Source organism: Kitasatospora sp. NBC_01560 (genome assembly GCF_045208415.1).
GTDB lineage: Bacteria > Actinomycetota > Actinomycetes > Streptomycetales > Streptomycetaceae > Kitasatospora.
On record NZ_CP109364.1, the window covers coordinates 6,636,946 to 6,661,572 of the forward strand.

Below are 24,627 nucleotides of genomic sequence, written 5' to 3' on the forward strand. Positions count from 1 at the left end.
CCGTCACGCGTACGGCCGGCCGGTTCCCCGGGCACGCGGTGCCCGGGGAACCGGTGGTGCGTCACTTCTTGGTGTACTTGACCACCGGGGCGTCCGAGCCGGCGCTGCGGCTGAAGCCGACCAGCGCGCCGTCGGACTGCAGGACGTACTCGGTGGTGCTGGAGCCCAGGAAGTCGGTGCCCTTGGCCGAGGTGATGCTGCCCAGTTCGGTCACGGAGCCGTCGGCCGGCGAGAGCGTGACGAGCTTGGCGTCCTTGTTGTAGCCCATGTCCAGCACGGCGCGGACCTTGCCGTCCTTGTCGGTGCCGGAGACCAGCCGGATGCCCTCGTTGGTGCCGCCGGTGGAGGACCAGAGCCGCTTGCCGGTGGTCAGGTCGTAGGCGTTGATGGCCGGCTTGACCGGGCTGGTCTGGACGTACAGCGTGGTGCCGCTGACCACGTTCTGGGTGTACGCGTCGGACTGGCCGGAGAGCCGCAGGCTGTCGGCGCCGGGCTCCTTGACGGACATCGGCGTCATCGGCTTGTTGCTCTTGTCGAACGGCAGGATGTAGTCGCCGTTCGGGCCGTTGGTGACGAGCAGGACGAGAGGCTGGTCCGAGACGACCTTGTCGACCCGCTCGATGCTGCCGGTCAGCGTGATCGGCGCGCCGCTGGTGGCCTTGCCGGAGTCGGTGTCGACGAGCACCAGCTGCGACTTCACCGTGGTGCCGGAGCCGTAGCAGCGGTCGCTGACGGCGATCTGGGCGCCCGCGGCCTTGCCGTAGACGCTGCAGTCCTTCTCGCGCGGCTGGAACTGCCAGGCCGGCGAGCCGTCGGCGACGTTCACCGCGCCGACCACGTTGCCGCCGATGCCGATGACCTTGTCGGTGACGGTCAGGGTGGGCGAGGACATCCGGTCCGGGCTGACCTTGACCGTCCAGAGCAGCTTGCCGGTGCTGACGTCGACGGCGCCGACGGTGGAGCAGTCGCTGTCACCGGTGTTGAGCGCGACGGCGGCGATGTGCTTGGAGTTGACGCCGTACGACGCGGCGCAGAACTCCTTGCTGCCGGCCGGCGGGGCGATCGTCCACAGCTCCTTGCCGTCCGCCGCGTTGAGGCCGCGGATGCCGTAGCTGTCGGCGCGCACCACGGTCTTGTCGGCGCCCCAGATGCCGAGCAGCTGGGCGCCGCTGGTGGCGTTGGCGGGCTTGGGGGCCGTCCAGGCGAGGTTGTACGCGCCGGCCTTGCCGCCACCGCCGCCGCCCGAGCCGCCGGACGTGCCGCCCGACGTGCCGGGGTCGGCGGTGGAGCCGCCGGTCACGCCGCCCGAGGTGCTGCTGCCGCCGCTGTCGGCGGAGGTGTTGTCGTCCTTGTTCTGGGTGAACAGCACGATCAGCCCGGCGACGATGGCGATCGCCAGCACGCCGCCGATGATGCCGCCCCAGAGCATCACCGGGTTGCGCTGCTTGGGCGGCGCGGGTACGGGGGCGCCGGGGAAGCCGAACCCGGACTGCTGCTGCTGCGGGTACCCGTAGCCGCCGGTGGCGTCGGGGCTCGGCGGCGCGGTGTAGCCGTACTGCTGGCCGGTGTTGCCGGCACCGAACGGGGGCTGCTGGCCGGCGGCCGGGTCGTACGGGCCGACCGGTGCGCCGGCCGGCGGCGGGGGCGCCTGCGCGGGGAAGGCGGCGGCGGTGGGCGCGTAGGCGTACTCGCTGCCGGGCGCCGGCGGCTGTCCCGGCGGCGTCGCGGGGGCGGCCGGTCCGGCCTGGCCGGGCACCGGCGCCCCGTCGAGCCGGGTCATCTGGTCCGCCACGGCGGCCGGGTCCGTGCCGGGCGTCCGCCCGAACGAGACGCCCCGGTTGTCGTGCGGTCCGTTGCCCGGCGTGTCGCCTGACCCTGGAGTAGGGTGATCCCCTGCCATCTGATGCCCCGTCATGTCTGGAAGTGTCCCCCGGCCGGGTCACATCCCCGTGGCCGGTGGGACGGGTGAGATTGGGCACCATGGTACGGGTGGCCCGATTTCGCCGGGCCGCAGGAGCCCCGAACCCCGCCCGCCCCGCCCTGAGCTGCCCGGACTCCCCGTCCGGCGGCGCCCTTGACGGGCCGACGGGGCGCGGCCCGCACCGCACGCCCACGCACACTCCGCCAACCCCTCACCTCCCGCCCGGCCACCCCCGCCCCGCACCCGCACCACCTCCGTCGCCGCGCTCCCGCCGACCGCCGCCGTACCCCGTCCCGTCCGGTCGCCGCACCCCGCCGGACACCCCCGGGGCGGCGCTCAGACGCCCCGCCGCCCCCTCCCCGCCACCCGCCGTTCCACCCACGTCGGCCGTCACCGCACCTCCCGGGCCCTCCAGGGCCTAGGCTTCAGGAGTTGAAGGGATCGCCCGGCGGAGGGGTTCCCTCGCCCTTGGGAGGGTGGATCATGTCGACGGACACACCGGGCTCGCAGTCCTCACTGCACCGGGCCAACCTGGAGCGCGTGCTCCGGGCGGTACGGATGGCCGGCTCGCTGACCCAGGCCGAGATCGCCCGCGGTACCGGGCTCTCCGCGGCCACCGTGTCCAACATCGTCCGGGAGCTCAAGGAGAGCGGCACCGTCGTGGTCGCCGACACCTCCTCCGGCGGCCGCCGCGCCCGCAGCGTCTCGCTCAGCGGCGACGCCGGCATCGTGGTGGGCATCGATTTCGGCCACACCCACCTCCGGGTCGCCGTCGGCAACCTCGCGCACCGGGTGCTGGCCGAGGAGAGCGCCCCGATCGACGTGGACGTCTCGGCGGCCCAGGGCTTCGACCGGGCCGAGGCCCTGGTCGAGCGGCTGCTCGCGCAGGCCGGGTTCCGCCCCGACAAGGTGATCGGGGTGGGTCTCGGCGTCCCCGGCCCGATCGACGTGGAGACCGGCGCGCTCGGCTCCACCGCGATCCTGCCGGGCTGGACCGGCATCGCCCCCGGCCACGAGCTGGCCGCGCGCCTCGGCATGCCGGTGCACGTGGACAACGACGCCAACCTCGGCGCCCTGGGCGAGCTGGTCTGGGGCGCGGGCCGTGGCCTGAGCGACCTCGCCTACATCAAGGTGGCGAGCGGCGTCGGCGCCGGCCTGGTGGTCAACGGCCAGATCTACCGCGGCCCGGGCGGCACCGCGGGAGAGATCGGCCACATCACCCTCGACGAGGCCGGCCCGGTCTGCCGCTGCGGCAACCGCGGCTGCCTGGAGACCTTCGTCGGCTCCCGCTACCTGCTGGCCCTGCTCAGCCCCACCCTCGGCCCGGACCTCTCGCTGCCCCGGGTGGTCGAGCTGGCCCACCAGGGCGACCTCGGCTGCCGCCGGGTGATCGCCGACGCGGGCCGCCAGATCGGCACCGGCGTCGCGACCCTCTGCAACCTGCTCAACCCGCGCCGGGTGATCCTCGGCGGCGACCTCGCCGACGCCGGCGAGCTGGTGCTCGCGCCGATCCGGGACTCGGTGGCCCGCTACGCCATCCCGAGCGCGGCCCGCCAGCTGTCGGTGGTGCCCGGCACCCTGGGCGGCCGGGCCGAGGTGCTCGGCGCGCTGGCCCTGGTGATGAGCGAGATGGGCGAGTCCGGCGCGCTCGGCAGATCCGCACAGACGTCCGCCGCTCGACCGTGAGTGCCCGCCGGAGAGCTCTCCGTGGCCGTCGCCGCGCGTGAACCGCACCGTTCGGGGCGGTAACCGGCCAGTGGCACCGGGCGCCCCGCTCCGTGTCCGGTAGGCGGACATTAGACTCGACCGGTCGGCACCGACCGAGACCGTCGGAGCGCGTCGGCACCACCGGGCAGCGACGCCCGTCGGACCGCCCGCGGTCCGCGACTTTGAACGAGGAGGAACGGGTGGCCCTGCTGACCCGCATTCGGGGACCGCGCGATCTCGACCGGCTCACGCCCGGACAGCTGGCGACGCTGGCCCAGGAGATCCGGACCTTCCTGGTGACGGAGGTCTCCAAGACGGGCGGCCACCTCGGCCCGAACCTCGGCGTGGTGGAGCTGACCGTCGCCCTGCACCGGGTCTTCGACTCGCCGCGCGACCGCATCCTCTTCGACACCGGCCACCAGAGCTACGTCCACAAGCTGCTCACCGGCCGCCAGGACTTCACCCGGCTCAAGATGAAGGGCGGCCTCTCCGGCTACCCGTCCCGGGCGGAGTCCGAGCACGACGTCATCGAGAACTCGCACGCCTCCACCGTGCTCTCCTACGCGGACGGCCTGGCCAAGGCCAACCGCGTCCGGGGGAAGAACGACCCGGTGGTGGCCGTGATCGGCGACGGCGCGCTGACCGGCGGGATGGCCTGGGAGGCGCTCAACAACATCGCCGACAACAAGGACCTGCCGGTCGTCATCGTCGTCAACGACAACGAGCGCTCCTACTCGCCGACCATCGGCGGCCTGGCCAACCACCTCGCCACGCTGCGCACCACCCAGGGCTACGAGCGCTTCCTCTCCTGGGGCAAGGACGCGCTGCAGCGCACCCCGGTGGTCGGCCAGCAGCTCTTCGAGACCCTGCACGGAGCCAAGAAGGGCCTGAAGGACTTCATCGCCCCGCAGGGCATGTTCGAGGACCTCGGCCTCAAGTACATCGGCCCGATCGACGGCCACGACCTCATCGCCCTGGAGTCCGCGCTCACCAAGGCGCGCGGCTTCGGCGGCCCGGTGATCGTGCACTGCCTGACCGAGAAGGGCCGCGGCTACCACGCCGCCGAGAACAACGAGGAGGACCGCTTCCACGCGGTCGGCGTCATCCACCCGGACACCGGCCTGCCGGTGAAGAGCTCCGGCAAGGACTGGACGTCGGTCTTCGGCGAGGAGATGGTCGCCCTCGGCCGCGAGCGCGAGGACATCGTCGCGATCACCGCCGCGATGCTGCACCCGGTCGGCCTGGCCCCGTTCGCCAAGGCCTTCCCGGACCGGATCTTCGACGTCGGCATCGCCGAGCAGCACGCCGTCACCAGCGCGGCCGGCCTGGCCACCAACGGCCTGCACCCGGTCTTCGCGGTCTACGCGACCTTCCTCAACCGGGCCTTCGACCAGGTCCTGATGGACGTCGCCCTGCACAAGCTGGGCGTCACCTTCGTGCTGGACCGGGCCGGCGTCACCGGCACCGACGGCGCCTCGCACAACGGCATGTGGGACATGTCGATCCTGCAGGTCGTCCCCGGTCTGCGGCTCGCCGCACCGCGCGACGCCGACCAGGTGCGGGCCCAGCTGCGCGAGGCCGTCGAGGTGACGGACGCCCCGACCGTGGTCCGCTACTCCAAGGGCACGGTCGGCCCGGCCGTCGCCGCGGTGGGCCGGATCGGCGGCATGGACGTGCTGCACGAGAGCGCCCCGGCGGAGGGTGCTGAGGGCCGCCGGGCCGACGTCCTGATCGTCTCGGTCGGCGCGATGGCCCCGACCAGCCTGGAGGTGGCCGGGCTGCTGGCCGCCCAGGGCATCACCGCCACCGTGGTGGACCCGCGCTGGGTCAAGCCGGTGGACAAGGCTCTGCCGGGCCTGGCGGCCGAGCACCGGGCGGTCGTCACGATCGAGGACAACGGCCGGGTCGGCGGCGTCGGCGCGATGGTCGCGCAGGCGCTGCGCGACGCCGAGGTGGACGTCCCGCTGCGTGACTTCGGCATCCCGCAGGAGTTCCTGGACCACGCCTCGCGGGGCGAGATCCTCGCCGAGATCGGCCTCAACGCCCCCGACATCGCCCGTCAGGTGACGGCGCTGGTCTCCCGGCTGGCCCGGCTCGACGTGGCCACCGTCGAGGCCTGAGCCACCGCTCGCGGGGCTCCGGCCCCGTTCCCGGCCCGTCCCCGGGGCGTCCGTTTGCGACAAGTGCGCAACAGTTCGCCCGGGGGAGGCCAGACGCCGGGACGATAATCGCATCGAAAGGCGGGACCGGCGCTGCCCGCGCCGATCCCGCCCGGTAGGTTGTCATGCGTGCCGACCCCCACCCGCCCCCGCCTCGCCGGGCTCGCCGAGCGCCTGCCCGAACGCGTCCGTACCGGGCTCCTGCTGCCCTTCGGCGGGCTGGGAGGGCGGTACTGGACGAGGCTGGTGCCGGTGCTGGCGCTGGTCGCCCTCGTCACCCACATCCCCTCCTTCGTCCGGCCGGTCTGGAGCCCCGACGAGGGCTTCCTCGCCACCCAGGCCCGGATGCTGGCCGACGGCGGCATTCTCTACGACACCGTCGTCGACCGGAAGCCGCCGCTGCTGCCCTGGCTCTACCAGGCCTGCTTCGCGCTCTTCGGCTCCGCCTCGCTCTGGCCGCTGCGCACCCTGGCGGTGGTGGCCCACCTGGTCACCGCGATCCTGCTGGCCTCGATCGCCCGCGGCCGCTGGGGCAACCGGGCCGGCGCCGGGGCCGGGCTGCTGTACCTGCTGGTCTCCATCGGGCTCTCCCCGGAGGACACCCAGGCGGCCACCTTCGAGGTCTTCATGCTGCCCGCCATGGTGGCGGCCTTCCGGTACGCCGAGCGCCGCCGCTGGCTGGCCGCCGGCATCGCCGTGGCGCTCTGCTCGCTCACCAAGCAGACCGGCGGCGCGGTGCTGCTGCCGGTGCTCTGGATGCTCCTCCAGGACGCCCGCCGGCGCGGGGTCCGCTGGCCGCCCGCGCTGTTCAAGATCGGCTTCGGCTTCACTCTGCCGATAGCGCTGGTGGCGGTGATCCTCACCAAGCCGAAGGGCTTCCTGTTCTGGGTGGTCACCGGCAGCGGCGACTACGCCTCGTTCGGCGGCGCCTGGCTGCAGATGACCGGCCGCGCGCTCGGCAACTCGGCGATCCTGGTCGCGGCCGGCCTGGGCTTCCTGCTGCCGGTCGGGCGCAGGCTCTGGCTGAAGTACCGCCACCGCCCGCTGCCGGTCGCGGGGGAGGAGCACGGCTCCACCACCGACCTCTGGGTCTGGCTGCTCTCCTCGGTGGTCGCCGTCAGCGTGGGCTTCCACTTCTTCGGCCACTACTACCTGCAGCTGATGCCCCCGCTGGTGCTGCTGGGCACCGGCGCGGTCGCCACCTCGGCGGTCCGCTGGAAGCCCGTGCTGGTGTACACCACGGTCGCCGCCACCGCGTTCTGGGGGCTGGCGCTGGCCTGGCCCGGGGAGCGGCTGAACCGGACCACCGAGGTGGCCACCGCCGTCGCCGCGCAGACCACCCCGAAGGACACCGTGCTGGTCTGGGGCATGCACCCGGAGCTGTACTGGCTGGCCGACCGCAAGCCGGCCACCCGCTACCTGACGGCCGGATTCCTGACCAACTACAGCGGCGGCAAGGACGGCAACGCCAACGTCGGCGAGCAGTTCAGCGTCAGCAACGCCTGGCAGACCTTCGACAAGGAGCTGGTCGACAACGGCCTCCCCGAGGTGGTCGTGGACGACTCGGGCCTCTCGCCGTACCAGCCGACCCAGATCCCGAAGATCGAGAACCTGCTGGACACCCACTACGAGATGGTCGGCGTCTTCGCCGACACCGTGGTCTACCGCCTCAAGCGCTGAGCCCGGGCCGGGCCGGGGCTCCGGCGCCCGATCCGGCCCCCGCCCCCTCCCGCCCGCCACGGGCCCGTCACGGCCCTGCGCAGCCCCGCTGCGCCCCGCCGACCACGCCCCGCCGGCCCCGCCCCACCACGTCCCGCCGTCGGCGCCGAGCGGCCCGGCAGAACGAAAAGAGCCCCGGTGACCTCCACGGTCACCGGGGCTCCTCGCGTCACTGCTAGGCGGGCAGCGAGGCCACACCCGGGGCGAGGAACGGCTTGCCGTTCACCCGCTCCGAGACGCCCTCACGGTCCAGGTACGGGGTGATCCCGCCCAGGTGGAAGGGCCAGCCGGCGCCGGTGATCATGCAGAGGTCGATGTCCTGCGCCTCGGCGACGACACCCTCCTCCAGCATCAGGCCGATCTCCTGCGCGACGGCCTCCAGGGAGCGGCTCAGCACCTGCTCCTCGGTCAGCACGGTGTCGCCGAAGGAGAGCAGCTCCAGCACCTCGGGGTCGAGGACCTGCTTGCCGTCCACCCAGGTGTAGAAGCCGCGCTTGCCGGCCTTGACGACCTTGCCCAGGTTCTCGGAGACGGTGAACCGCTCCGGGAAGGACCGGTGCAGGGTCTCCGAGACGTGCAGGGCGATGGCCGGGCCGACCAGCTCCAGCAGCACGATCGGGGACATCGGCAGGCCGAGCGGCTCGACGCCCTTCTCGACGGTGGCGATCGGGGTGCCCTCGTCGATGATGTCCTGGATCTCGCCCATGAAGCGGGTCAGGATCCGGTTCACCACGAACGCCGGGGCGTCCTTGACCAGCACCGAGGTCTTCTTCAGCTTCTTCGAGACCCCGAAGGCGGTGGCCAGCGAGGCGGCGTCGGTCTGCTCGCCGCGGACGATCTCCAGCAGCGGGAGGATCGCGACCGGGTTGAAGAAGTGGAAGCCGACGACCCGCTCGGGGTGCTTCAGCTTCGAGGCCATCTCGCTGACCGAGAGGGAGGAGGTGTTGGTCGCCAGCACGCAGGTCGGCGAGACCACGTCCTCCAGGTCGGCGAAGACGGTCTGCTTGACGCCCATCTCCTCGAACACGGCCTCGATCACGAAGTCCGCGTCGCCGAAGCCCGCCGCCTTGTCGAGCGAGCCGGTGACCAGGCCCTTGAGGCGGTTGGCCTTGTCGTTGCCGATCCGGCCCTTGGCGAGCAGCTTGTCGATCTCGGCGTGGACGTAGCCGACGCCCTTGTCGATGCGCTCCTGGTCGATGTCGGTGAGGACCACCGGCACCTCCAGACGGCGGGCGAACAGCAGCGCCAGCTGCGAGGCCATCAGACCGGCGCCGACGACGCCGACCTTGGTGACCGGGCGGGCCAGCGACTTGTCCGGCGCGCCGACCGGGCGCTTGGCCCGGCGCTGCACCAGGTTGAAGGCGTAGATGCCGCTGCGCAGCTCGCCGCTCATGAAGAGGTCGGCCAGGGCCACGTCCTCGGCGTCGAAGCCCGCCTGCAGGTCGGCGTCCTTCACCTGCTGGATGATGTCCAGCGCCTTGTAGGCGGCCGGCGCGGCGCCGTGCACCTTGGCGTCGGCGACCAGGCGGCCCCAGGCGACGGCGTCGTCCCAGGCCTTGCCGCGGTCGATCGCCTCGCGCTCGACGACCACGTCGCCCTTGAGCACCTTGGCGGCCCAGAGCAGCGACTGCTCCAGGAAGTCGGCGGGCTCGAAGATCGCGTCGGCGATGCCGAGCTCGAAGACCTCCTGGCCCTTGAGCTGCTTGTTCTGGTTCATCGAGTTCTCGATGATGACCTTGACGGCCTTGGCCGGGCCGATCAGGTTCGGCAGCAGGGTGCAGCCGCCCCAGCCGGGGACGAGGCCGAGGAAGACCTCGGGCAGCGAGAACGCCGGGACGCCCGCGCTGACGGTGCGGTAGGTGGCGTGCAGGCCGACCTCGACACCGCCGCCCATGGCCGCGCCGTTGTAGAACGCGAAGGACGGGACGGGCAGCGCGGCGATCCGCTTGAAGACGTCGTGGCCGCCCTTGCCGATGGCCAGCGCGTCCGCGTGCTCCTTGAGCAGCTCGACGCCCTTGAGGTCGGCGCCGACCGCGAAGATGAACGGCTTGCCGGTGATCGCGACACCGGCGATCGTGCCCGCGGCGGCCTCGGCCTCGACCTGGTCCAGCGCGGTGTCCAGCTTCAGCAGCGAGCCCGGGCCGAAGGTGGTCGGCTTGGTGTGGTCGAAGCCGTTGTCCAGGGTGATCAGGGCCAGCTTGCCGGCCTGCAGCGGCAGGTCGAGGTGGCGCACGTGCGCGGTCGTGATGACCTCGCCCGGGAACAGCCGGGCGCCGTGCTGGAGCAGATCGGTCGTGGTGCTCATGGTCACTTACCACCCTCGAAGTGCGGGTTCTCCCAGATGATGGTGCCGCCCATGCCGAAGCCGATGCACATCGTGGTGAGGCCGTAGCGGACGTCCGGGCGCTGCTCGAAGCGGCGGGCCAGCTGGTTCATCAGGCGCACGCCGGAGGAGGCCAGCGGGTGACCGAAGGCGATGGCGCCGCCGAACGGGTTGACCCGCTCGTCGTCGTCCGCGATGCCGTAGTGGTCGAGGAAGGCCAGTACCTGGACGGCGAAGGCCTCGTTGACCTCGAAGGCCTGGATGTCGTCGATCGTCAGGCCGGCCTTGGCCAGCGCCTTCTCGGTCGCCGGCACCGGGCCGATGCCCATCACCTCGGGCTCGACGCCCGCGAAGGCGTACGAGACCAGGCGCATCCTGACCGGGAGGCCGAGCTCCTCGGCGACGTCCTCGGCGGCCAGCAGGGAGGCGGTGGCACCGTCGTTGAGACCGGCCGAGTTGCCCGCGGTGATGTTGCCGTGCGGGCGGAACGGGGTCTTCAGGCCGGCCAGCGACTCCATCGTGGTGCCCGGGCGCAGCGGCTCGTCCACGGTGGCCAGGCCCCAGCCGGTCTCGCCGACCTCGGGGTTGGTGTTGCGGATCGAGATCGGCACCAGGTCGGGCTGGATGTCGCCGTTGGCGTACGCCTTGGCGGCCTTCTCCTGGGAGCGCACGGCGTAGGCGTCGCACCGCTCCTTGGTGATGTGCGGGAACCGGTCGTGCAGGTTCTCCGCGGTCATGCCCATGAACAGGGCGGACTCGTCGACGAGCTTCTCGGAGACGAAGCGCGGGTTCGGGTCGACGCCCTCGCCCATCGGGTGGCGGCCCATGTGCTCGACACCGCCGGCCACGACCACGTCGTACGCGCCGAAGGCGATGCCGCCGGCGGTCGCGGTGACGGCGGTCAGCGCGCCGGCACACATGCGGTCGATCGAGTAGCCGGGGACGGACTTCGGCAGGCCGGCCAGCAGGGCGGCGGTGCGGCCGATCGTCAGGCCCTGGTCGCCGATCTGCGTGGTGGCCGCGACGGCGACCTCGTCGATCCGCTCGACGGGCAGGCTCGGGTTTCGGCGCACGAGTTCCCGGATGCACTTGACGACGAGGTCGTCGGCGCGGGTCTCGTGGTAGATGCCCTTCGGGCCGGCCTTGCCGAACGGGGTGCGGACGCCATCGACGAAGACGACGTCCCTCGCGGTACGAGGCACGGGGGCTCTCCTCCCAGGGACCAACAGGTTGAGGTGGGCAGGCTGCCGCCGTCCGTCGCAGAGAGGACGTGGGCGGTGCCGCTTCACCGCCATGCTACCCGCCGGTAACCAACCTGCCCAGGCCCGGCGGCCCGATCTCCGGGTGTGTCCCGCGACACGTGCCCCGAAGGCCGGGTACGACGGAGGGGATGCCGTCCGAAGACGGCATCCCCTTCCGGTCCTGCGCGGGGCCGGCCCGCTCAGTCGGTCGCGTCGGCGGCGTCGGCGAAGGCGGCGGCGACGGCCGGTGCCACCAGGGCGACCTGCCACGCCCGGGCGCCGAGCCGGCGCAGCGCGGCGGCCACGTTGTCGGCGCCGGCATCGGCCGGCGGCTCCCAGGACACCCGGCGGACGAGGTCCGGGGTGATCAGGTTCTCGGCCGGCAGGTTGTGCTGCTCGGCCAGCTCGCTGACGGCGGCCCGGGCCCCGGAGAGCCGGGCGGCCGCGACCGGGTCCTTCTCGGCCCAGGCGCGCGGCGGCGGCGGGCCGTCGTGCGGCGCGGAGGCCGGCGGCAGCTGGTTCTCCGGGATCTCCCGGCCCCGCTGCACGGCGGCCAGCCACTGCTCCAGCTGCCGGCGGTGCACCCGCGGCCCGAAGCCCTGGACGGCCTGGAGCGCGGCGACGTTGAGCGGCATGGCCAGGGCGGCGTTGACGATCGCGGCGTCCGAGAGCACCCGGCCCGGCGAGACGTCCCGCTCCTGGGCCAGCCGGTCGCGGGTCAGCCAGATCTCGCGGACCACGGCCAGCTGGCGGCGACGGCGGACCTTGTGCAGCTGCGAGGTGCGGCGCCACGGGTCGGTGCGCGGTGCCGGGCGGGGCGCGGAGGCGATCGCGGCGAACTCCTCCAGCGCCCAGTCGAGCTTGCCCTGGGCCTCCAGCTCCTGTTCGAGCGCGTCGCGCAGCTCGACCAGCACCTCGACGTCCAGGGCGGCGTAGCGCAGCCACGGCTCGGGCAGCGGGCGGGTGGACCAGTCCACCGCCGAGTGCTCCTTGGCGAGGCTCAGGCCGAGCACGCTCTCGGTCATCGGCCCGAGGCCGACCCGGGCGAACCCGGCGATCCGCCCGGCCAGCTCGGTGTCGAAGAGCCGCTGCGGGCGCATGCCGACCTCGGCGAGGCAGGGCAGGTCCTGGGTGGCGGCGTGCACCACCCATTCGGTGTCCGCGAGGGCGGCGCCCAGCCCGCTGAGGTCGGGACAGGCGATCGGGTCGATCAGCGCGGTGCCGGAGCCCGCGCGGCGCAGCTGGATGAGGTACGCGCGCTGGCCGTACCGGTAGCCGGAGGCCCGCTCGGCATCGACGGCAACCGGTCCGGTGCCCGCGGCGAAGGCGGCGACGGTGGCGGCCAGCGCCCGCTCGTCCGCCACGACTGGCGGGATCCCCTCCTTCGGTTCGAGGAGTGGGACCGGGGCTGCTTCTTCTGGGATGGCTGCTACGGCGTCGGTCACCTACCAAGGGTACGACGGACCTCGCAGCCGGGAGTGTTGTCGGACTGGTCAGACCGGGTCGGCGGGCACGCCCGCGCGCGTCACCGGGCGGGCCCGGTGCGGCCACGGGCGCGTCGCCCGGCACGGTCGGCGCGGCGGCGCCCGACGCCGCTGCGGCGGCTCTGGAGGAACGTTCCTCCAGAGCCGCCGCAGCGGTCCCACCGACGACTCAGTGGATGATGCCGGTACGCAGGGCGACCGCGACCATGCCGGCCCGGTCGCCGGTGCCCAGCTTGCGGGCGATCCGGGCGAGGTGGCTCTTCACGGTGAGCGCGGACAGGCCCATCGCGACGCCGATCGCCTTGTTGGACTGGCCCTCGGCGACCAGTCGCAGCACCTCGACCTCGCGGCCGGAGAGCTCGCGGTAGGCGGCCTGCTGCGTGCCCGGCGCACCGGGGGCCCCGGGGGCGCCCGGCGCACCGGCCGCACCCGGCACGCCCGGCATGCCGGGGCGGCGCATCCGGCCGGCCAGGCCGCCGGCACCGAGGGGGAGACCGGGGCGGCCCGGCATGGCGACGTTGGTCCGGGTACCGGTGACCACGTAGCCCTTGACGCCGCCGGCCAGCGCGCTGCGGACCGCGCCGATGTCGTCGGCGGCGGAGAGTGCCAGGCCGTTCGGCCAGCCCGCGGCGCGGGTCTCGGCCAGGATGGTCAGCCCGGAGCCGTCCGGGAGGTGGACGTCGGCGACGCAGATGTCGCGCGGGGTGGAGACCCGGGGGCGGGCCTCGGCGATCGAGGACACCTCGATCACGTCACGGACGCCGAGCGCCCAGAGGTGGCGGGTGACGGTGTTTCGGACACGGGGATCGGCGATGACCACCATGGCGGTGGGCTTGGTCGGCCGGTAGGCGACCACGTTTGCGGGGTGCTCAAGAAGGACCGACACCAGGCCTCCTGCGGGGAGTGGCGGACGGAACCCCGATGGGGGCGGTCGGAGTGTTCCGCGTTCGGAAAGGGTCACAGTCTGCTTCGGCAACAACCGTGCCCGGCTTTAGCGAAAGATCACGATCTAGTGAGTAACAATACGGACAAATCGTGCAGGTGACTGATTACGACATGCCTGGAAATCGCACAAAATCGATCAGATCTCGGCGGGGGACGGTCGGCTCCGACCGGTTAATTGACGCAGAGCGGATCCGAAGTCACACTCCGTCAGCCCTGGGGGTGGCGGCGGGCACGCCGGGGCCGACCGGCCCGGAAGCCACCCGTCAGTGCGAACGCGGGCGCCGGCGGGCGGGCATCGGGACCACCCCGCCGAGTGACGGCACGTCGGCCGTGGGCTGCGGCGCCGGGGCGGCCGGCGGCAGGCCGGCGCCGAGACAGAGGAGGTCCCCCCAGGCCGCGAGGTGCCGCTCGAAGCGTCCGTCGGCCGGCGTCCAGGACGCCCGGATCTCGATCTCGGTGGACGACTCCCGGTCGGCCAGGCCGCCGAAGTACTGCGAAGCGCACCTGGTCACCGTGCCCGACGGCTCCGCGTAGCCCGCGCCGTGCGCCTGCAGCGCGTCCAGCAGCCAGGCCCAGCCGACCTCGGAGAGCATCGGGTCGCCGGCCATCTCCGGCTCCAGCTCCGCCCGGGTCATGGTCACCACGCGGAAGTCCCCGTTCCAGGCCTCCTGGCCGGCCGGGTCGTACAGCAGCACCAGCCGGCCGTCGGCCAGCTCGTCGCCGTCCACCTCAACCGTGGCGGTCAGGGCGAAGGCGTGCGGGGCGAGCCGGCGGGGGGCCGGGGCGGGGGAGAGGGAGAGCTCGGGGCGCAGCCGCGCGCCCGTCAGGGCCTCGACGGCGGCCCGGAACTCCCTCGGCGCCGCCTCCCGACCCGTTCCGCCACCTGTTCCGCCACCCTGTGCGGGGTGCCCGCCGACCGCTGCCATGACCCGAAGACTAGGTCGAAAACCTGGGTAATCGCCGTAACTTCTGCTCACGCGGCGTGCCGGACCGGCAAACCGGCCAGATCTTGGAGGAACCGACGAGACCGGCCGGAAAGGCGGGTGGGGAGCGCGTGCGAAGATTTGAACCGTGAGCGAGACTACGGCAGACACCACGGCGGCCGCCCAGGCCGGCACCACCCCCGGTCAGCAGGCCCCCGCGCGCCGCGGCGCCGCGTACGACTCCGCGTTCCTGCGCGCGTGCCGGCACGAGCCGGTGCCGCACACCCCCGTGTGGTTCATGCGCCAGGCGGGCCGCTCGCTGCCCGAGTACCTGAAGGTCCGCGAGGGCATCCCCATGCTGGAGTCCTGCATGCGGCCCGAGCTGGTCAAGGAGATCACCCTCCAGCCGGTGCGCCGGCACAAGGTGGACGCGGCGATCTTCTTCAGCGACATCGTGGTGCCGCTCAAGGCGATCGGCATCGACGTCGACATCAAGCCCGGCATCGGCCCGGTCATCGCCGACCCGATCCGCACCGCCGAGGACCTCCGGCGGCTCCGCCCGCTGGAGCCCGACGACGTCCCCTACATCACCGAGGCGATCGGCCTGCTGGTCGACGAGCTCGGCGGCACCCCGCTGATCGGCTTCGCCGGTGCGCCGTACACGCTGGCCAGCTACCTGGTCGAGGGCGGCCCGTCCAAGAACCACGAGAACACCAAGGCCATGATGTACGGGCAGCCCGAGCTGTGGGCCGCCCTGGTCGACCGGCTCGCCGACATCACCTCCGCCTTCCTCAAGGTGCAGATCGAGGCCGGCGCCTCCGCCGTCCAGCTGTTCGACTCCTGGGTCGGCGCGCTCGCCCCGGAGGACTACCGCCGCTCCGTCATGCCCGCCAGCACCAAGGTGTTCGACGCCGTCGCCGGCTACGGCGTGCCGCGGATCCACTTCGGCGTCGGCACCGGCGAGCTGCTCGGCCTGATGGGTGAGGCCGGCGCGGACATCGTCGGCGTCGACTGGCGGGTGCCGCTGAACGTCGCCGCCGAGCGCGTCGGCCCCGGCAAGGGCCTCCAGGGCAACCTCGACCCGGCCGTGCTCTTCGCGCCCACCGAGGCCGTCGAGACCAAGGCCCGCGAGGTGCTGGACGCCGCCCGGGCCCTCGGCACCAGCGGCCACATCTTCAACCTCGGCCACGGCGTGCTGCCCAGCATGGACCCGGACGCGCTCAGCCGGCTCGTCGCGTTCGTGCACGAGGCCAGCGCGCGCTGAGCCCCCGGCGCCCGAGGCGCCCGACCGGGCGGCGGGCCCCCTTCGCGCGGGGGCCCGCCGCCCGTCGTTCGTCCTGCCGCCGGTGCTCAGCCGTCCTGCCGCTCCGCCGTCGCCTCCTCCTTGGCCTCCTCGGCCGGCACCGCCGGCGCCCCGGCCGCTACCGTGCGGCGCCGGCGGACCAGCCGGAACGCCAGCGCCGCCGGTACCAGCACCAGCAGGAACGGCGCGGCCGCGGCCACCGCCACCGCGAGGCCGCGCACGATCGCAACCAGGACGTGCCAGCCGCCGCCCAGCGCGGAGCCGACCGCGGCCAGGAACCCGTCCTCCTCCTTCTCCGGCGCGACCGGCACCGGGGCCGCCTGCTGCCGCACGTCCACCGTGACGGTGGAGAGCGACGTCCGCGCCGACAGCTCCTTCAGCTGCTTCTGCAGCGACTCCAGATCCGCCTCGCGGCGGCTCAGCTCGCCCTCCAGGCTGGTGACCTCGCCCAGCGTCTTCGCCTGCGCCATCAGCGCCCGGACCCGGTCGACGCTCGCCTGCTGGGTCTGCACCCGGCTGGAGACGTCCGCCACCTGCTGGGTGAGGTCGTCGGCCTGACTGCGGCGCGACAGCACCTCGCCGAGCGCGGCGAGCCGGTCCAGCGTCTGCTGGAACGTCGCCGACGGCACCTTCACGGTGATCTGGCCGCTCTGCCCGGAGCCCTCACCGGTGCCGCTGACCGTCTCGGCGCCGACGTAGCCCCCGGCCGCCGCCGCCAGCTCCCGCGCCTTCGCCAGCGCCCCGGCCACGTCCTTCGTCCGCACCGACAGCTGCGCCGTGTACGCGATCAGCCGGGGGTCGGCCACCGGCACGGCGCCGGTCTGCGCCGCCCCGTCGGCGGCCGGTGCGCCCGCCTTCGCGGCAGCCGACGGCTGCACCGGCGCCGCCCCCACCGCGGGCGCACCGGCCGCCGCAGCCCCCTCCTGCTTGGCCGCCGCCGCACTGTCCGCGCCGCGCTCGGCACCCGCGCCGCACCCGCCGGCCAGCACCGCCACCGTGACCACCGCGACGGCCGCCGCCGCTCCGCGCCCCGCTCCGCGCCGTTCTCGCACCACGATCGTGCCCTCCCCAAGTCCTCTGGCCGGAGCCCCCGTTGGGGCGTCCGGCCCATTGGACGGTGGCGCCGCCCGATCGGACCCGCCCGGGAGATCGCAACTCGGTCACGGCTCGGCCGCGGCCCGGACAAGGCGGCGGCCCGGGCCGCCGCCGCAGCGCGCCCGCGCAGGCCCGGCCGGGCGCTATTTTGGGTCCCATGAGTGAGTTGCCGGACTGGATGTACGCACCCCGGGCGGAGGGGTGGATCGCCGACGACCTCGACCACCTTCCGCAGGCACCGCGGCACACCGAACTGATCGACGGAGTGCTGGTCTTCATGATGTCCCCGCAGCGCTCCTGGCACAGCCGGGTCGTCACCGCCCTGACCGCCTTGTTGGAGGCTCTCGTACCGGACGGGTACCTGGCCGAGCGTGAGATGACGGTCAAGCTCGACCGGCACAACCGCCCCGAGCCGGACCTGCTGGTCGCGGTGGGCTCGTACGATCCGGACCGCACCTGGTACGCCGCCGAGGAGGTCTCGCTCGTCGTGGAGGTCGTCTCGCCGGAGTCGGCGCACCGGGACCGCACCGTCAAGCTGCGCAAGTACGCCGAGGCCGGGATCGCGCACTACTGGGTGATCGAGGAGGAGGACGGCCTCCCCGTGGTGCACGTCTACGAGCTGGACGCCGCCACCTCCGCGTACGCGCCCGCCGGGATCTTCCGGAGCCTGCTGGAACGGCCGGTGCCGTTCCCCGTCGCCGTCGACCTCGACGCGCTCGTGCCGGCCCCGAACCGGTCGAAGGGGTCGAAGCGGGCGGATTGAGGCAAAGATGTAAGGACCTGCGAGACTGCGGGGCATGGCGCAAGCACAGGTCGTGGTGATCGGCGGAGGTATCGCGGGGCTGGCCGCGGCGGCGTTCCTCTCGGGGGCGGCCGGCGGGCCGGCGCGGGCCCGGGTGACGCTGCTGGAGGCCTCGGAGCGGCTCGGCGGGAAGCTGTTCGGCGGCGAGGTCGGCGGGGTCCGGGTGGACCTCGGGGCCGAGTCGATGCTCGCCCGGCGGCCCGAGGCGGTCGAGCTGGCCCGCGCGGTCGGGCTCGGCGCCGAGCTGGAGCCGCCGACCACCGCCAGGGCCGCGATCTGGACGCGCGGCGCGCTGCGGCCGCTGCCCGGCGGCCAGGTGATGGGCGTCCCGGGGGACTTGGCGGCGCTCGCGGCGTCCGGGGTGCTGAGCCCGGAGGGCCTGGAGCGGGCCCGGCACGAGGGCACCGGGGAGCGCGTCACGGACGACGTGGCGATCGGGCGCTACGTCGCCGACCGGCTGGGCCGCGAGGTGGTGGACCGGCTGGTCGAGCCGCTGCTCGGCGGCGTCTACGCCGGGCGCGCGGACGAGATCTCGCTGCGCGCCGCCGTGCCGCAGCTGCTGGAGATCGCCCGCGGCGGCGGCTCGCTGGTCGAGGGCGTGCACGCGCTGGCCACCCGCCCGCAGACCGTCTCGACCCCCGTCTTCCAGGGCCTGCGCGGCGGCCTCGGCACCCTGCCCGTGGCCGTCGCCGAGGCCTGCGCCGCGGCCGGCGTCGACCTGCGCACCGGGACGGCGGTGGACGGCCTGCGCCGCACCGCCGACGGCTGGCGGGTGGTCACCGGCAGCGGGGAGGTGCTGCACGCGGACGCCGTGGTGCTGGCCGTGCCCGCGCCCGCCGCGGCCCGGCTGCTGCGCGCCGACGTGCCCGGGGCGGCGGCCGAGCTGGACGGCGTCGAGTACGCGGGGATGGCGCTGGTCACGCTGGCCTTCCGGCGGGCCGACCTGCCGGAGCCGCCGGCCGGCAGCGGGTTCCTGGTGCCGCCGGTGGACGGCCGCCGGATCAAGGCGTCCACCTTCTCGTCCAACAAGTGGGGCTGGCTGGAGCGCTCGGCCCCGGACAGCTTCCTCCTGCGCACCTCGCTCGGCCGGCTGCGCGAGGAGCAGCCGCTGGACCTGCCGGACGAGGAGCTGGTGGCGCGCTCGCTGGCCGACCTGGGCGAGGCGATCGGCCTGACCGCCCGGCCGTACGACACGGCCGTCACCCGCTGGCCGGCCGGCCTGCCGCAGTACCCGGTCGGCCACCTCGACCGGGTGACCCGGATCCGGGCCGCCGCCGCGCGGGTCGGCGCCCTGGCGCTGTGCGGGGCCGCGTACGGCGGCGTGGGCATCCCGGCGTGCATCGCGAGCGCCCGGGCGGCCGTAGCGGAGATCGACAAGGTGTTGACCCCGGCGACCGGGGCGGACGTCACGGAGAGGACAATGGGCGCATGACTGAGACCGTTGAGCAGCAGCCGGAGCAGCAGCCCGAGAAGAAGAAGGCGCGCGACCTGAACCAGGTCATCCGCTACACCATGTGGTCGGTGTTCAAGCTCAAGGGCGCCCTGCCCGAGGACCGCACCGCGCTGGCCACCGAGGTGGAGGAGCTGTTCGAGCAGCTCGCCGCGAAGGACGTCACGGTGCGCGGGACGTACGACGTGTCCGGGCTGCGCGCGGACGCCGACATCCTGGTCTGGTGGCACGCGGCGGACTCGGACGACCTCCAGGAGGCGTACAACCGCTTCCGCCGGACCGGCCTGGGCCGCGAGCTGGAGCCGGTCTGGTCGAACATGGCGCTGCACCGCCCGGCGGAGTTCAACAAGTCGCACATCCCGGCGTTCCTCGCCGACGAGCGCCCGCGCGACTACGTCTGCGTCTACCCGTTCGTCCGCTCCTACGAGTGGTACCTGCTGCCGGACGCCGAGCGGCGCGCGATGCTCGCCGAGCACGGCCAGATGGCGCGTGGCTACCCGGACGTGCGGGCCAACACGGTGGCCTCGTTCGCGCTCGGCGACTACGAGTGGCTGCTCGCCTTCGAGGCGGACGAGCTGCACCGGATCGTCGACCTGATGCGCGACCTGCGCCCGTCCCGCGCGCGACTGCACGTGCGCGAGGAGGTGCCGTTCTACACCGGGCGCCGCAAGCCGGTCAGCGAGCTGCTGAACGGCCTGGTCTGAGACCGGAGCCCCGGACGTGCCGAGGGCCGGTCCCCCCGATCGGGGGGACCGGCCCTCGGCACGTCCGGCCCGGCCCCGGCCCGGCCCCGGCCCGGCCCCGGCCCGGCCCCGGCCCGGCCCCGGCCCGGCCCCGGCCGGCCCCGGCCCGGCCCCGGCCGGCCCCGGCCGGCCCCGGCCGGCCCCGGCCGGCCCCGGCCGGCCCCGGCCGGCCCCGGCCGGCCCCGGCCGGCCCCGGCCGGCCCCGGCCGGCCCCGGCCGACCCCGGCCGGGCGCGGTCAGTGCCGGTGACCCAGGGCCGCGCGGAGCCGGGCGTCGGGGTGGGCGGCGGGGCCGATCATCGCGACGGCGGTGAGCAGTTCGCGCTCGTCGTCGTCGGTCAGGCCGCGTTGGCGCGGTGGGCGGACCTCGCGGAGCACCTCCTGCCCGACCGGCGACGCCCAGTGGGTGTAGGGGTAGACGTCGACCCGGGCCATCAGCAGCGTGCCCGAGGTGAGCACCAGCGGCAGCGCGAACCAGGCGAGCGCCGCCGACGCGTCACCCCCGGTCAGGCCGGCGACGGCCAGCGCGCCGGCCAGCAGGACCAGCGACAGCAGCAGCGCCTGCCGGACCTGCCGGATCACCAGCACCGTGTGCTGCTGCACCAGGGCCGGGGTGGCCAGGCCGGCCAGCGAGAGCCGGGCGCCGATCTCCAGCACGGTGGGGTGGACGGCCATCGCCCGGCGCAGCTCGTCCGTCCGGCACTGGCCGTCCGGGCCGGCGGCGGCGACCACCGCGCGTTCCAGCCGGCTGCGGCCCCTCGGGTCGACGACGGTGGTCCAGCCGGTGTGGGCGAGGTGCAGCCGGCCGCGCGAGGCCATCAGGACCAGGGCGAGCTCGACCACCCGCTCCGGGCCGCCCGCCAGGTACGCCGTCTCGTACAGCCCGACCCCGACCGCCTCGGGCGGCCGGGGGCCGTCCTGGCCGGCGAGCGCGTCGGCGGTGGCGGTCATCCGGACCAGCCGGATGCAGGAGAGCACCGCGGCGGCGCAGGCCGGGATCAGGAAGAGCAACCACATGGGCTTGTTGTAGACCCGCCCTCACCTTGTGCGGAACGCAATTCCGGACCGCGATACCGAACTGTGACTCGGGAGGGCCCCGGCCCCGGGAGCCCCGGGGGCCTCAGGAGCTGCAGGAACTGCCGCCGCCGCAGCTGCTGGAGGACCCGCAGGAGCTCGACGAGGACCCGCAGCTGCTGGAGGAGCCGCAGCTCGACGAGGACGAGCCGCAGGAGCCGGACGAGGAGCCGCAGGAGCTGCCGCCGCAGGAGCTGGACGAGGAGCCGGAGTCCGAGGAGGACCCGCACCACACGGTGCTGCTCGCGCAGGAGGACGAGGACGAGCCGGAGGAGGACGAGGACGAGCCGGCGCCGGCCGCCACCCGGGCGGCCTCCAGCTCGGCGGCGGCCGCGGCCGTCATCGCCGCCTCCAGCTCGCCGTCCTCCAGGCCGGCCACGGCCAGCCCGCCCAGCGCGATCGAGCCGAGCAGCACGCCCCCGGCGGCGCGGGGCGCCAGGCCGACCGAGGGCTGCCACGGCTTGCCGGTGTTCATCAGGCCGAGCTGGCGCCGGCCGGCCGGGGTGACCCGGCCCTTGAGCGGCCAGGTCACGATCAGCGAGATCAGCCCGACCACCAGCAGCACCAGCGGGACGGCGAGCGCCGGTCGGTCCGCGCCGGCGTCGCCGCGGTCGAGGGCGAAGGCCAGCACGGTGGTCACCACCACCAGCAGCAGCGCCCACCAGAGCAGCCGGCGCGCGGTCCTGGCCCGGCGCAGCTTGGCGGGGTTGCGCATCAGACCGCGGTCGGCGAGCCCGTCGCCCAGCTTCTGGACGGCCGGCGAGCGCATCACGGTGCGGCGCAGCGGCGCGAGGTCCTGCTGCCCGGTCGGGCCGATCGCCTCGACGATCGCTTGGTCCACGGCGTCGTACGGCCGGTCGGCGGTCAGCGTGACCAGCCCGGCCCGGTTGACGACGACGTGGCCGGCCTGGTGCATCCGGACGAAGGCGGTGTCGAAGACCCGGCCGGGACCGCCGGAGAGGAAGGCGGTCTCCAGCAGCGGCAGCCCGCGGCCGGGCAGGCCCCGGGCGTACGGGACGCGCAGGACGGCCTGCCGGGCCCGTGACGCGTGGACGGCGGCGGCGAGCAGCAGGACGGCGGGGACGAAGAAGCAGACGTTGTGCCACATGGGCGGTTCCCCCGGGTGGTGAAGTGTGCAGGAGATCGGGTCAGTGCGGCCGGCGGCCGGGCCGCAGGCTCCGGCGCAGCCGGGTGAGCGGGCCGGGCGGCTGCTCCGGGGCGGGGCCGCGGAGCCACTGCTCCAGGGCCCGGCGCTGTTCGGGGCCGAGGCCCTCGCCGGCGCCGTACGCGGAGGTGTTGGCCACCGCCCAGGCGGCGAAGGCCCGGGCGTCGGCGCGGTAGCCGCCGGCCTGCGGGTGCCGGCGGGCGTAGGCCAGGAAGAGCGGCCCGAACCGCGGCCCGAGCAGGCGGGCGAGCTCCGGGGCCACCTTGGCCGTGGTGTCGCGGCGCTTGCGGGCCAGGCCCAGTGCCTGGGCGTGGACCTGCGCCTCGTCGAAGCCGGGCGGGACCGGACCGCCCGCCACGAGGGCGGTCAGCAGGGCCTCCTGGCGCTCGGCCAGCCGGGCGCGGGCGGCGGCGAGCCCGGCCTCCTCGGGGGTCGTCACGGTCGCCGCGCCCCGTCCAGGACGCGCCGGACGGCGTCCAGCTCGGCGGCGAGCTCGGCCGGCGGCGGGAAGGCGGCGTCGCGTTCCAGCAGCACACCGGGCGGGACGACCCGCGCGCACAGCTCGGCCAGCACCTCCAGGACGGGCTCGGTGACGGGGTGCGCGTGGGTGTCGTGCCAGACGCCGTCGACCAGCTGACCGCCCGCCACGTGGACGTAGGCGAGTGCCTCCAGGGGCAGCCGGTCCAGCTCGGCCGCTGGGTCCAGACCGAGGTTGACCCGGTTGGTGTGCAGGTTGGCGACGTCGATCAGGAGCCGGACGCCGGTGCGTTCGACCAGCTCGGCGAGGAACTGCCCCTCGGTGAGCTCGTCGTCCGGCCAGGCCAGCTGGGCGGCGATGTTCTCCAGGGCCAGCGGCACCGGCAGCTGGTCCTGGGCGATCCGGACGTTCTCCGCGATCACGGCGAGCGCGTCGCGCGAGCGCGGCACCGGAAGCAGGTGCCCGGCCTCCAGGCCGCCGGCCCGGACGAACGCCAGGTGTTCGGTGACCAGCGGGGCGTCGAGCGCCGCGACGGTCCCGGCGAGCGCGGCGAGCCGGGCCGGGTCGGGCCGGTCGGCGCCGCCGAGGCCGAGCGAGACGCCGTGCGGGACGACGGTGACGCCGCGCTCCCGCAGGGCCAGCAGTGAGGCGGGCAGGTGGCCGGCGCAGATGTTCTCGGCGACCACCTCGACCCAGTCGAGGCCTGGCTGCCGCTCGACCACGACGTCGATCTCGCTGCGCCAGCCGAGGCCGACGCCGAGCGTGACCTGCCCGGTGTGCCGGGCCGGGGCGCTCTTCGCGGAGGTGTCCGGCGCAGCGGCGTTCGGTGCGGGGAGTCCCGGTGCAGGGAGTCCCGGCGCAGCGGAGTTCGGCGCAGCGGAGTTCGGCGCAGGGGAGATCATCGGTGCGCCCCCTTCGGAGGGCTGGGTGGGGAGCCGTCGGCCGGCGCGGGCGTCGTCGCCAGGGCCGGTCCGGGCTGTGCTGCTGAGGATGTCCCCGGGCGGGGCGGCTGCCAAGCCTTGCCCGGTCATCTCAGAGCATTATTTGAGCTTGCGGATCCGGAGGTCAGGGACTTTGGTCCCGTCCGGGCCGAGAACGCGCAGGTGGGAGCGGAAATTCAAAGGCGAACCGGGTGGTCGGGCGCTAGCGTGACACGCCTATGACGACACTGACGATTCGTGACTTCCGCCCCGAGGACGCCGCGGCCGTGGCCGCCGCCCACAGCGCCGGCCGCGAGCACCTGGTGCTCACGCCCGAGACCTTCGTGTGGATGGACGCCAACTTCCCCGCGGAGCAGCATCACCGCACCCTGGTCGCCGAGGTCGACGGCCAGGTGGCCGGCGCGCTGCGCTGCGGCCTGGTCACCGGCACCAGCACCAAGGGCGTCGGCTACGCCAACGGCAGCATCCTGCCCGCGCACCGGCGCCGGGGCGCGTTCACCGCGCTGCTGGGCGCGGCCGAGGCGCACCTCGCCGAGCACGGCGTGGTCGAGGTGCACAGCTGGGTGGACGACGAGCCGGCGGCACTGGAGTTCGCGGCGAACCGCGGCTTCACCGCCGGCCGGACGGCCCACTTCGGCGGCCGGGACCTCGCGCTCCCGCTCCCGGCGGCCCCCGCGGTGCCGGCGGGCGTCGAGCTGCGCCCGGCGAGCGAGTGGGCGGACGACCCGTACCCGATCTTCGTCGTCGAGGCGGACGCGATCCGCGACGAACCGGGCGAGGTCGTGATGGACGCCGCCGACTACGAGGAGTTCCTGAACGGGGACTGGGCCCGCCCGGACTTCGACCGCGAGCTGACCGTGGTCGCGGTGCTCGACGGCGAGCCGGTCGCGTTCAGCGCGGTGCAGACGGACGGCGCGGACCGCTACTGGTCGGCCTTCACGGCCTGCCGGCGGGACTTCCGGGGGCGCGGCCTGAGCAAGCTCGCCAAGTACGAGTCGCTGCGCCGGGCCCGGGAGGCCGGCTACCGCCGGGCGTACACCAGCAACGACGCGACCAATGCGCCGATGCTCGCGATCAACGAGTGGCTCGGGTACGAGCGCTGTGCGAGCGAGCGGAAGTTCACCAAGCAGCTGGGCGGCTGACGGGAGCACAGTG

17 protein-coding genes and 1 pseudogene are annotated in these 24,627 nt (G+C 74.3%); 8 read left to right on the forward strand and 10 right to left on the reverse strand.

Going from position 1 to position 24,627, the window contains the following annotated elements; genetic code table 11:
- Positions 1 to 61: 61 nt before the first annotated feature.
- A complete protein-coding gene (locus OH807_RS28700) occupies positions 62 to 1,792 on the reverse strand; it encodes a PQQ-binding-like beta-propeller repeat protein (protein WP_406204363.1) in 1,731 nt (576 codons plus the stop codon).
- A 612-nt stretch (positions 1,793 to 2,404) separates the two neighbouring features.
- Here OH807_RS28700 and OH807_RS28705 point away from each other — a divergent pair.
- The 3 genes from OH807_RS28705 (at position 2,405) to OH807_RS28715 (ending at position 7,467) form a co-directional block, all read left to right on the forward strand.
- A complete protein-coding gene (locus tag OH807_RS28705) occupies positions 2,405 to 3,607 on the forward strand; it encodes an ROK family protein (protein ID WP_406204366.1) in 1,203 nt (400 codons plus the stop codon).
- Between the two features lie 221 nt (positions 3,608 to 3,828).
- On the forward strand, positions 3,829 to 5,748 hold the full coding sequence (dxs, locus tag OH807_RS28710; protein WP_406204369.1) for a 1-deoxy-D-xylulose-5-phosphate synthase: 1,920 nt from the start codon (positions 3,829 to 3,831) through the stop codon (positions 5,746 to 5,748).
- A gap of 168 nt (positions 5,749 to 5,916) precedes the next feature.
- Positions 5,917 to 7,467: an ArnT family glycosyltransferase gene (locus OH807_RS28715; protein WP_406204371.1), complete on the forward strand. Its 1,551-nt coding sequence runs from the start codon at positions 5,917 to 5,919 to the stop codon at positions 7,465 to 7,467.
- A 214-nt stretch (positions 7,468 to 7,681) separates the two neighbouring features.
- On the opposite strand, the gene OH807_RS28720 is transcribed toward OH807_RS28715, so the two are convergent.
- From OH807_RS28720 to OH807_RS28740, 5 genes are all read right to left on the reverse strand, one after another.
- Positions 7,682 to 9,811 (reverse strand): 3-hydroxyacyl-CoA dehydrogenase NAD-binding domain-containing protein, encoded by a 2,130-nt coding sequence (locus OH807_RS28720; RefSeq protein ID WP_406204374.1) that lies wholly within the window; start codon positions 9,809 to 9,811, stop codon positions 7,682 to 7,684.
- A 2-nt stretch (positions 9,812 to 9,813) separates the two neighbouring features.
- A complete protein-coding gene (locus OH807_RS28725; RefSeq protein ID WP_406204377.1) occupies positions 9,814 to 11,031 on the reverse strand; it encodes a thiolase family protein in 1,218 nt (405 codons plus the stop codon).
- 239 nt (positions 11,032 to 11,270) lie between these two features.
- Positions 11,271 to 12,515 (reverse strand): ribonuclease D, encoded by a 1,245-nt coding sequence (locus OH807_RS28730; RefSeq protein WP_406204380.1) that lies wholly within the window; start codon positions 12,513 to 12,515, stop codon positions 11,271 to 11,273.
- Positions 12,516 to 12,723: 208 nt separating this feature from the next.
- Positions 12,724 to 13,440 (reverse strand): LuxR C-terminal-related transcriptional regulator, encoded by a 717-nt coding sequence (locus OH807_RS28735; protein ID WP_406204382.1) that lies wholly within the window; start codon positions 13,438 to 13,440, stop codon positions 12,724 to 12,726.
- Positions 13,441 to 13,762: 322 nt separating this feature from the next.
- Complete coding sequence (locus OH807_RS28740) at positions 13,763 to 14,425, reverse strand: DUF3000 domain-containing protein (RefSeq protein ID WP_406204385.1); 663 nt, start codon at positions 14,423 to 14,425, stop codon at positions 13,763 to 13,765.
- 247 nt (positions 14,426 to 14,672) lie between these two features.
- Between OH807_RS28740 and hemE the strand changes: the two genes are divergently transcribed.
- Positions 14,673 to 15,686, forward strand: a complete 1,014-nt coding sequence (hemE, locus tag OH807_RS28745) for a uroporphyrinogen decarboxylase (RefSeq protein WP_406211249.1) — start codon at positions 14,673 to 14,675, stop codon at positions 15,684 to 15,686.
- Between the two features lie 86 nt (positions 15,687 to 15,772).
- Here the strand turns inward: hemE and OH807_RS28750 are convergent, their stop codons facing one another.
- Positions 15,773 to 16,780: a DUF4349 domain-containing protein gene (locus OH807_RS28750; protein ID WP_406204388.1), complete on the reverse strand. Its 1,008-nt coding sequence runs from the start codon at positions 16,778 to 16,780 to the stop codon at positions 15,773 to 15,775.
- 197 nt (positions 16,781 to 16,977) lie between these two features.
- Between OH807_RS28750 and OH807_RS28755 the strand changes: the two genes are divergently transcribed.
- Genes OH807_RS28755 through hemQ form a run of 3 tightly spaced genes read left to right on the forward strand, consistent with a single transcriptional unit; the run spans position 16,978 to position 19,776 of the window.
- Positions 16,978 to 17,583 carry a Uma2 family endonuclease gene (locus OH807_RS28755; RefSeq protein WP_406204391.1) on the forward strand — a complete coding sequence of 202 codons (606 nt, stop codon included), beginning with the start codon at positions 16,978 to 16,980 and terminating at the stop codon, positions 17,581 to 17,583.
- 34 nt (positions 17,584 to 17,617) lie between these two features.
- On the forward strand, positions 17,618 to 19,054 hold the full coding sequence (gene hemG, locus OH807_RS28760) for a protoporphyrinogen oxidase (RefSeq protein WP_406204394.1): 1,437 nt from the start codon (positions 17,618 to 17,620) through the stop codon (positions 19,052 to 19,054).
- Positions 19,051 to 19,776 (forward strand): hydrogen peroxide-dependent heme synthase, encoded by a 726-nt coding sequence (hemQ, locus tag OH807_RS28765; protein WP_406204397.1) that lies wholly within the window; start codon positions 19,051 to 19,053, stop codon positions 19,774 to 19,776. Before hemG ends, hemQ begins: the two co-directional genes overlap by 4 nt.
- Before the next feature lie 275 nt (positions 19,777 to 20,051).
- On the opposite strand, the gene OH807_RS28770 is transcribed toward hemQ, so the two are convergent.
- From OH807_RS28770 to OH807_RS28780, 3 genes and pseudogenes are all read right to left on the reverse strand, one after another.
- Positions 20,052 to 20,831, reverse strand: a complete 780-nt coding sequence (locus OH807_RS28770) for a TIGR04222 domain-containing membrane protein (RefSeq protein WP_406204400.1) — start codon at positions 20,829 to 20,831, stop codon at positions 20,052 to 20,054.
- 103 nt (positions 20,832 to 20,934) lie between these two features.
- A complete protein-coding gene (locus OH807_RS28775) occupies positions 20,935 to 21,996 on the reverse strand; it encodes a TIGR04222 domain-containing membrane protein (protein WP_406204403.1) in 1,062 nt (353 codons plus the stop codon).
- A gap of 40 nt (positions 21,997 to 22,036) precedes the next feature.
- Positions 22,037 to 23,433: pseudogene (locus OH807_RS28780) on the reverse strand (DUF692 domain-containing protein).
- Positions 23,434 to 23,690: 257 nt separating this feature from the next.
- On the opposite strand from OH807_RS28780, the gene OH807_RS28785 reads away from it, so the two are divergent.
- A complete protein-coding gene (locus OH807_RS28785; protein ID WP_406204405.1) occupies positions 23,691 to 24,614 on the forward strand; it encodes a GNAT family N-acetyltransferase in 924 nt (307 codons plus the stop codon).
- The last annotated feature ends 13 nt before the right edge of the window (positions 24,615 to 24,627 follow it).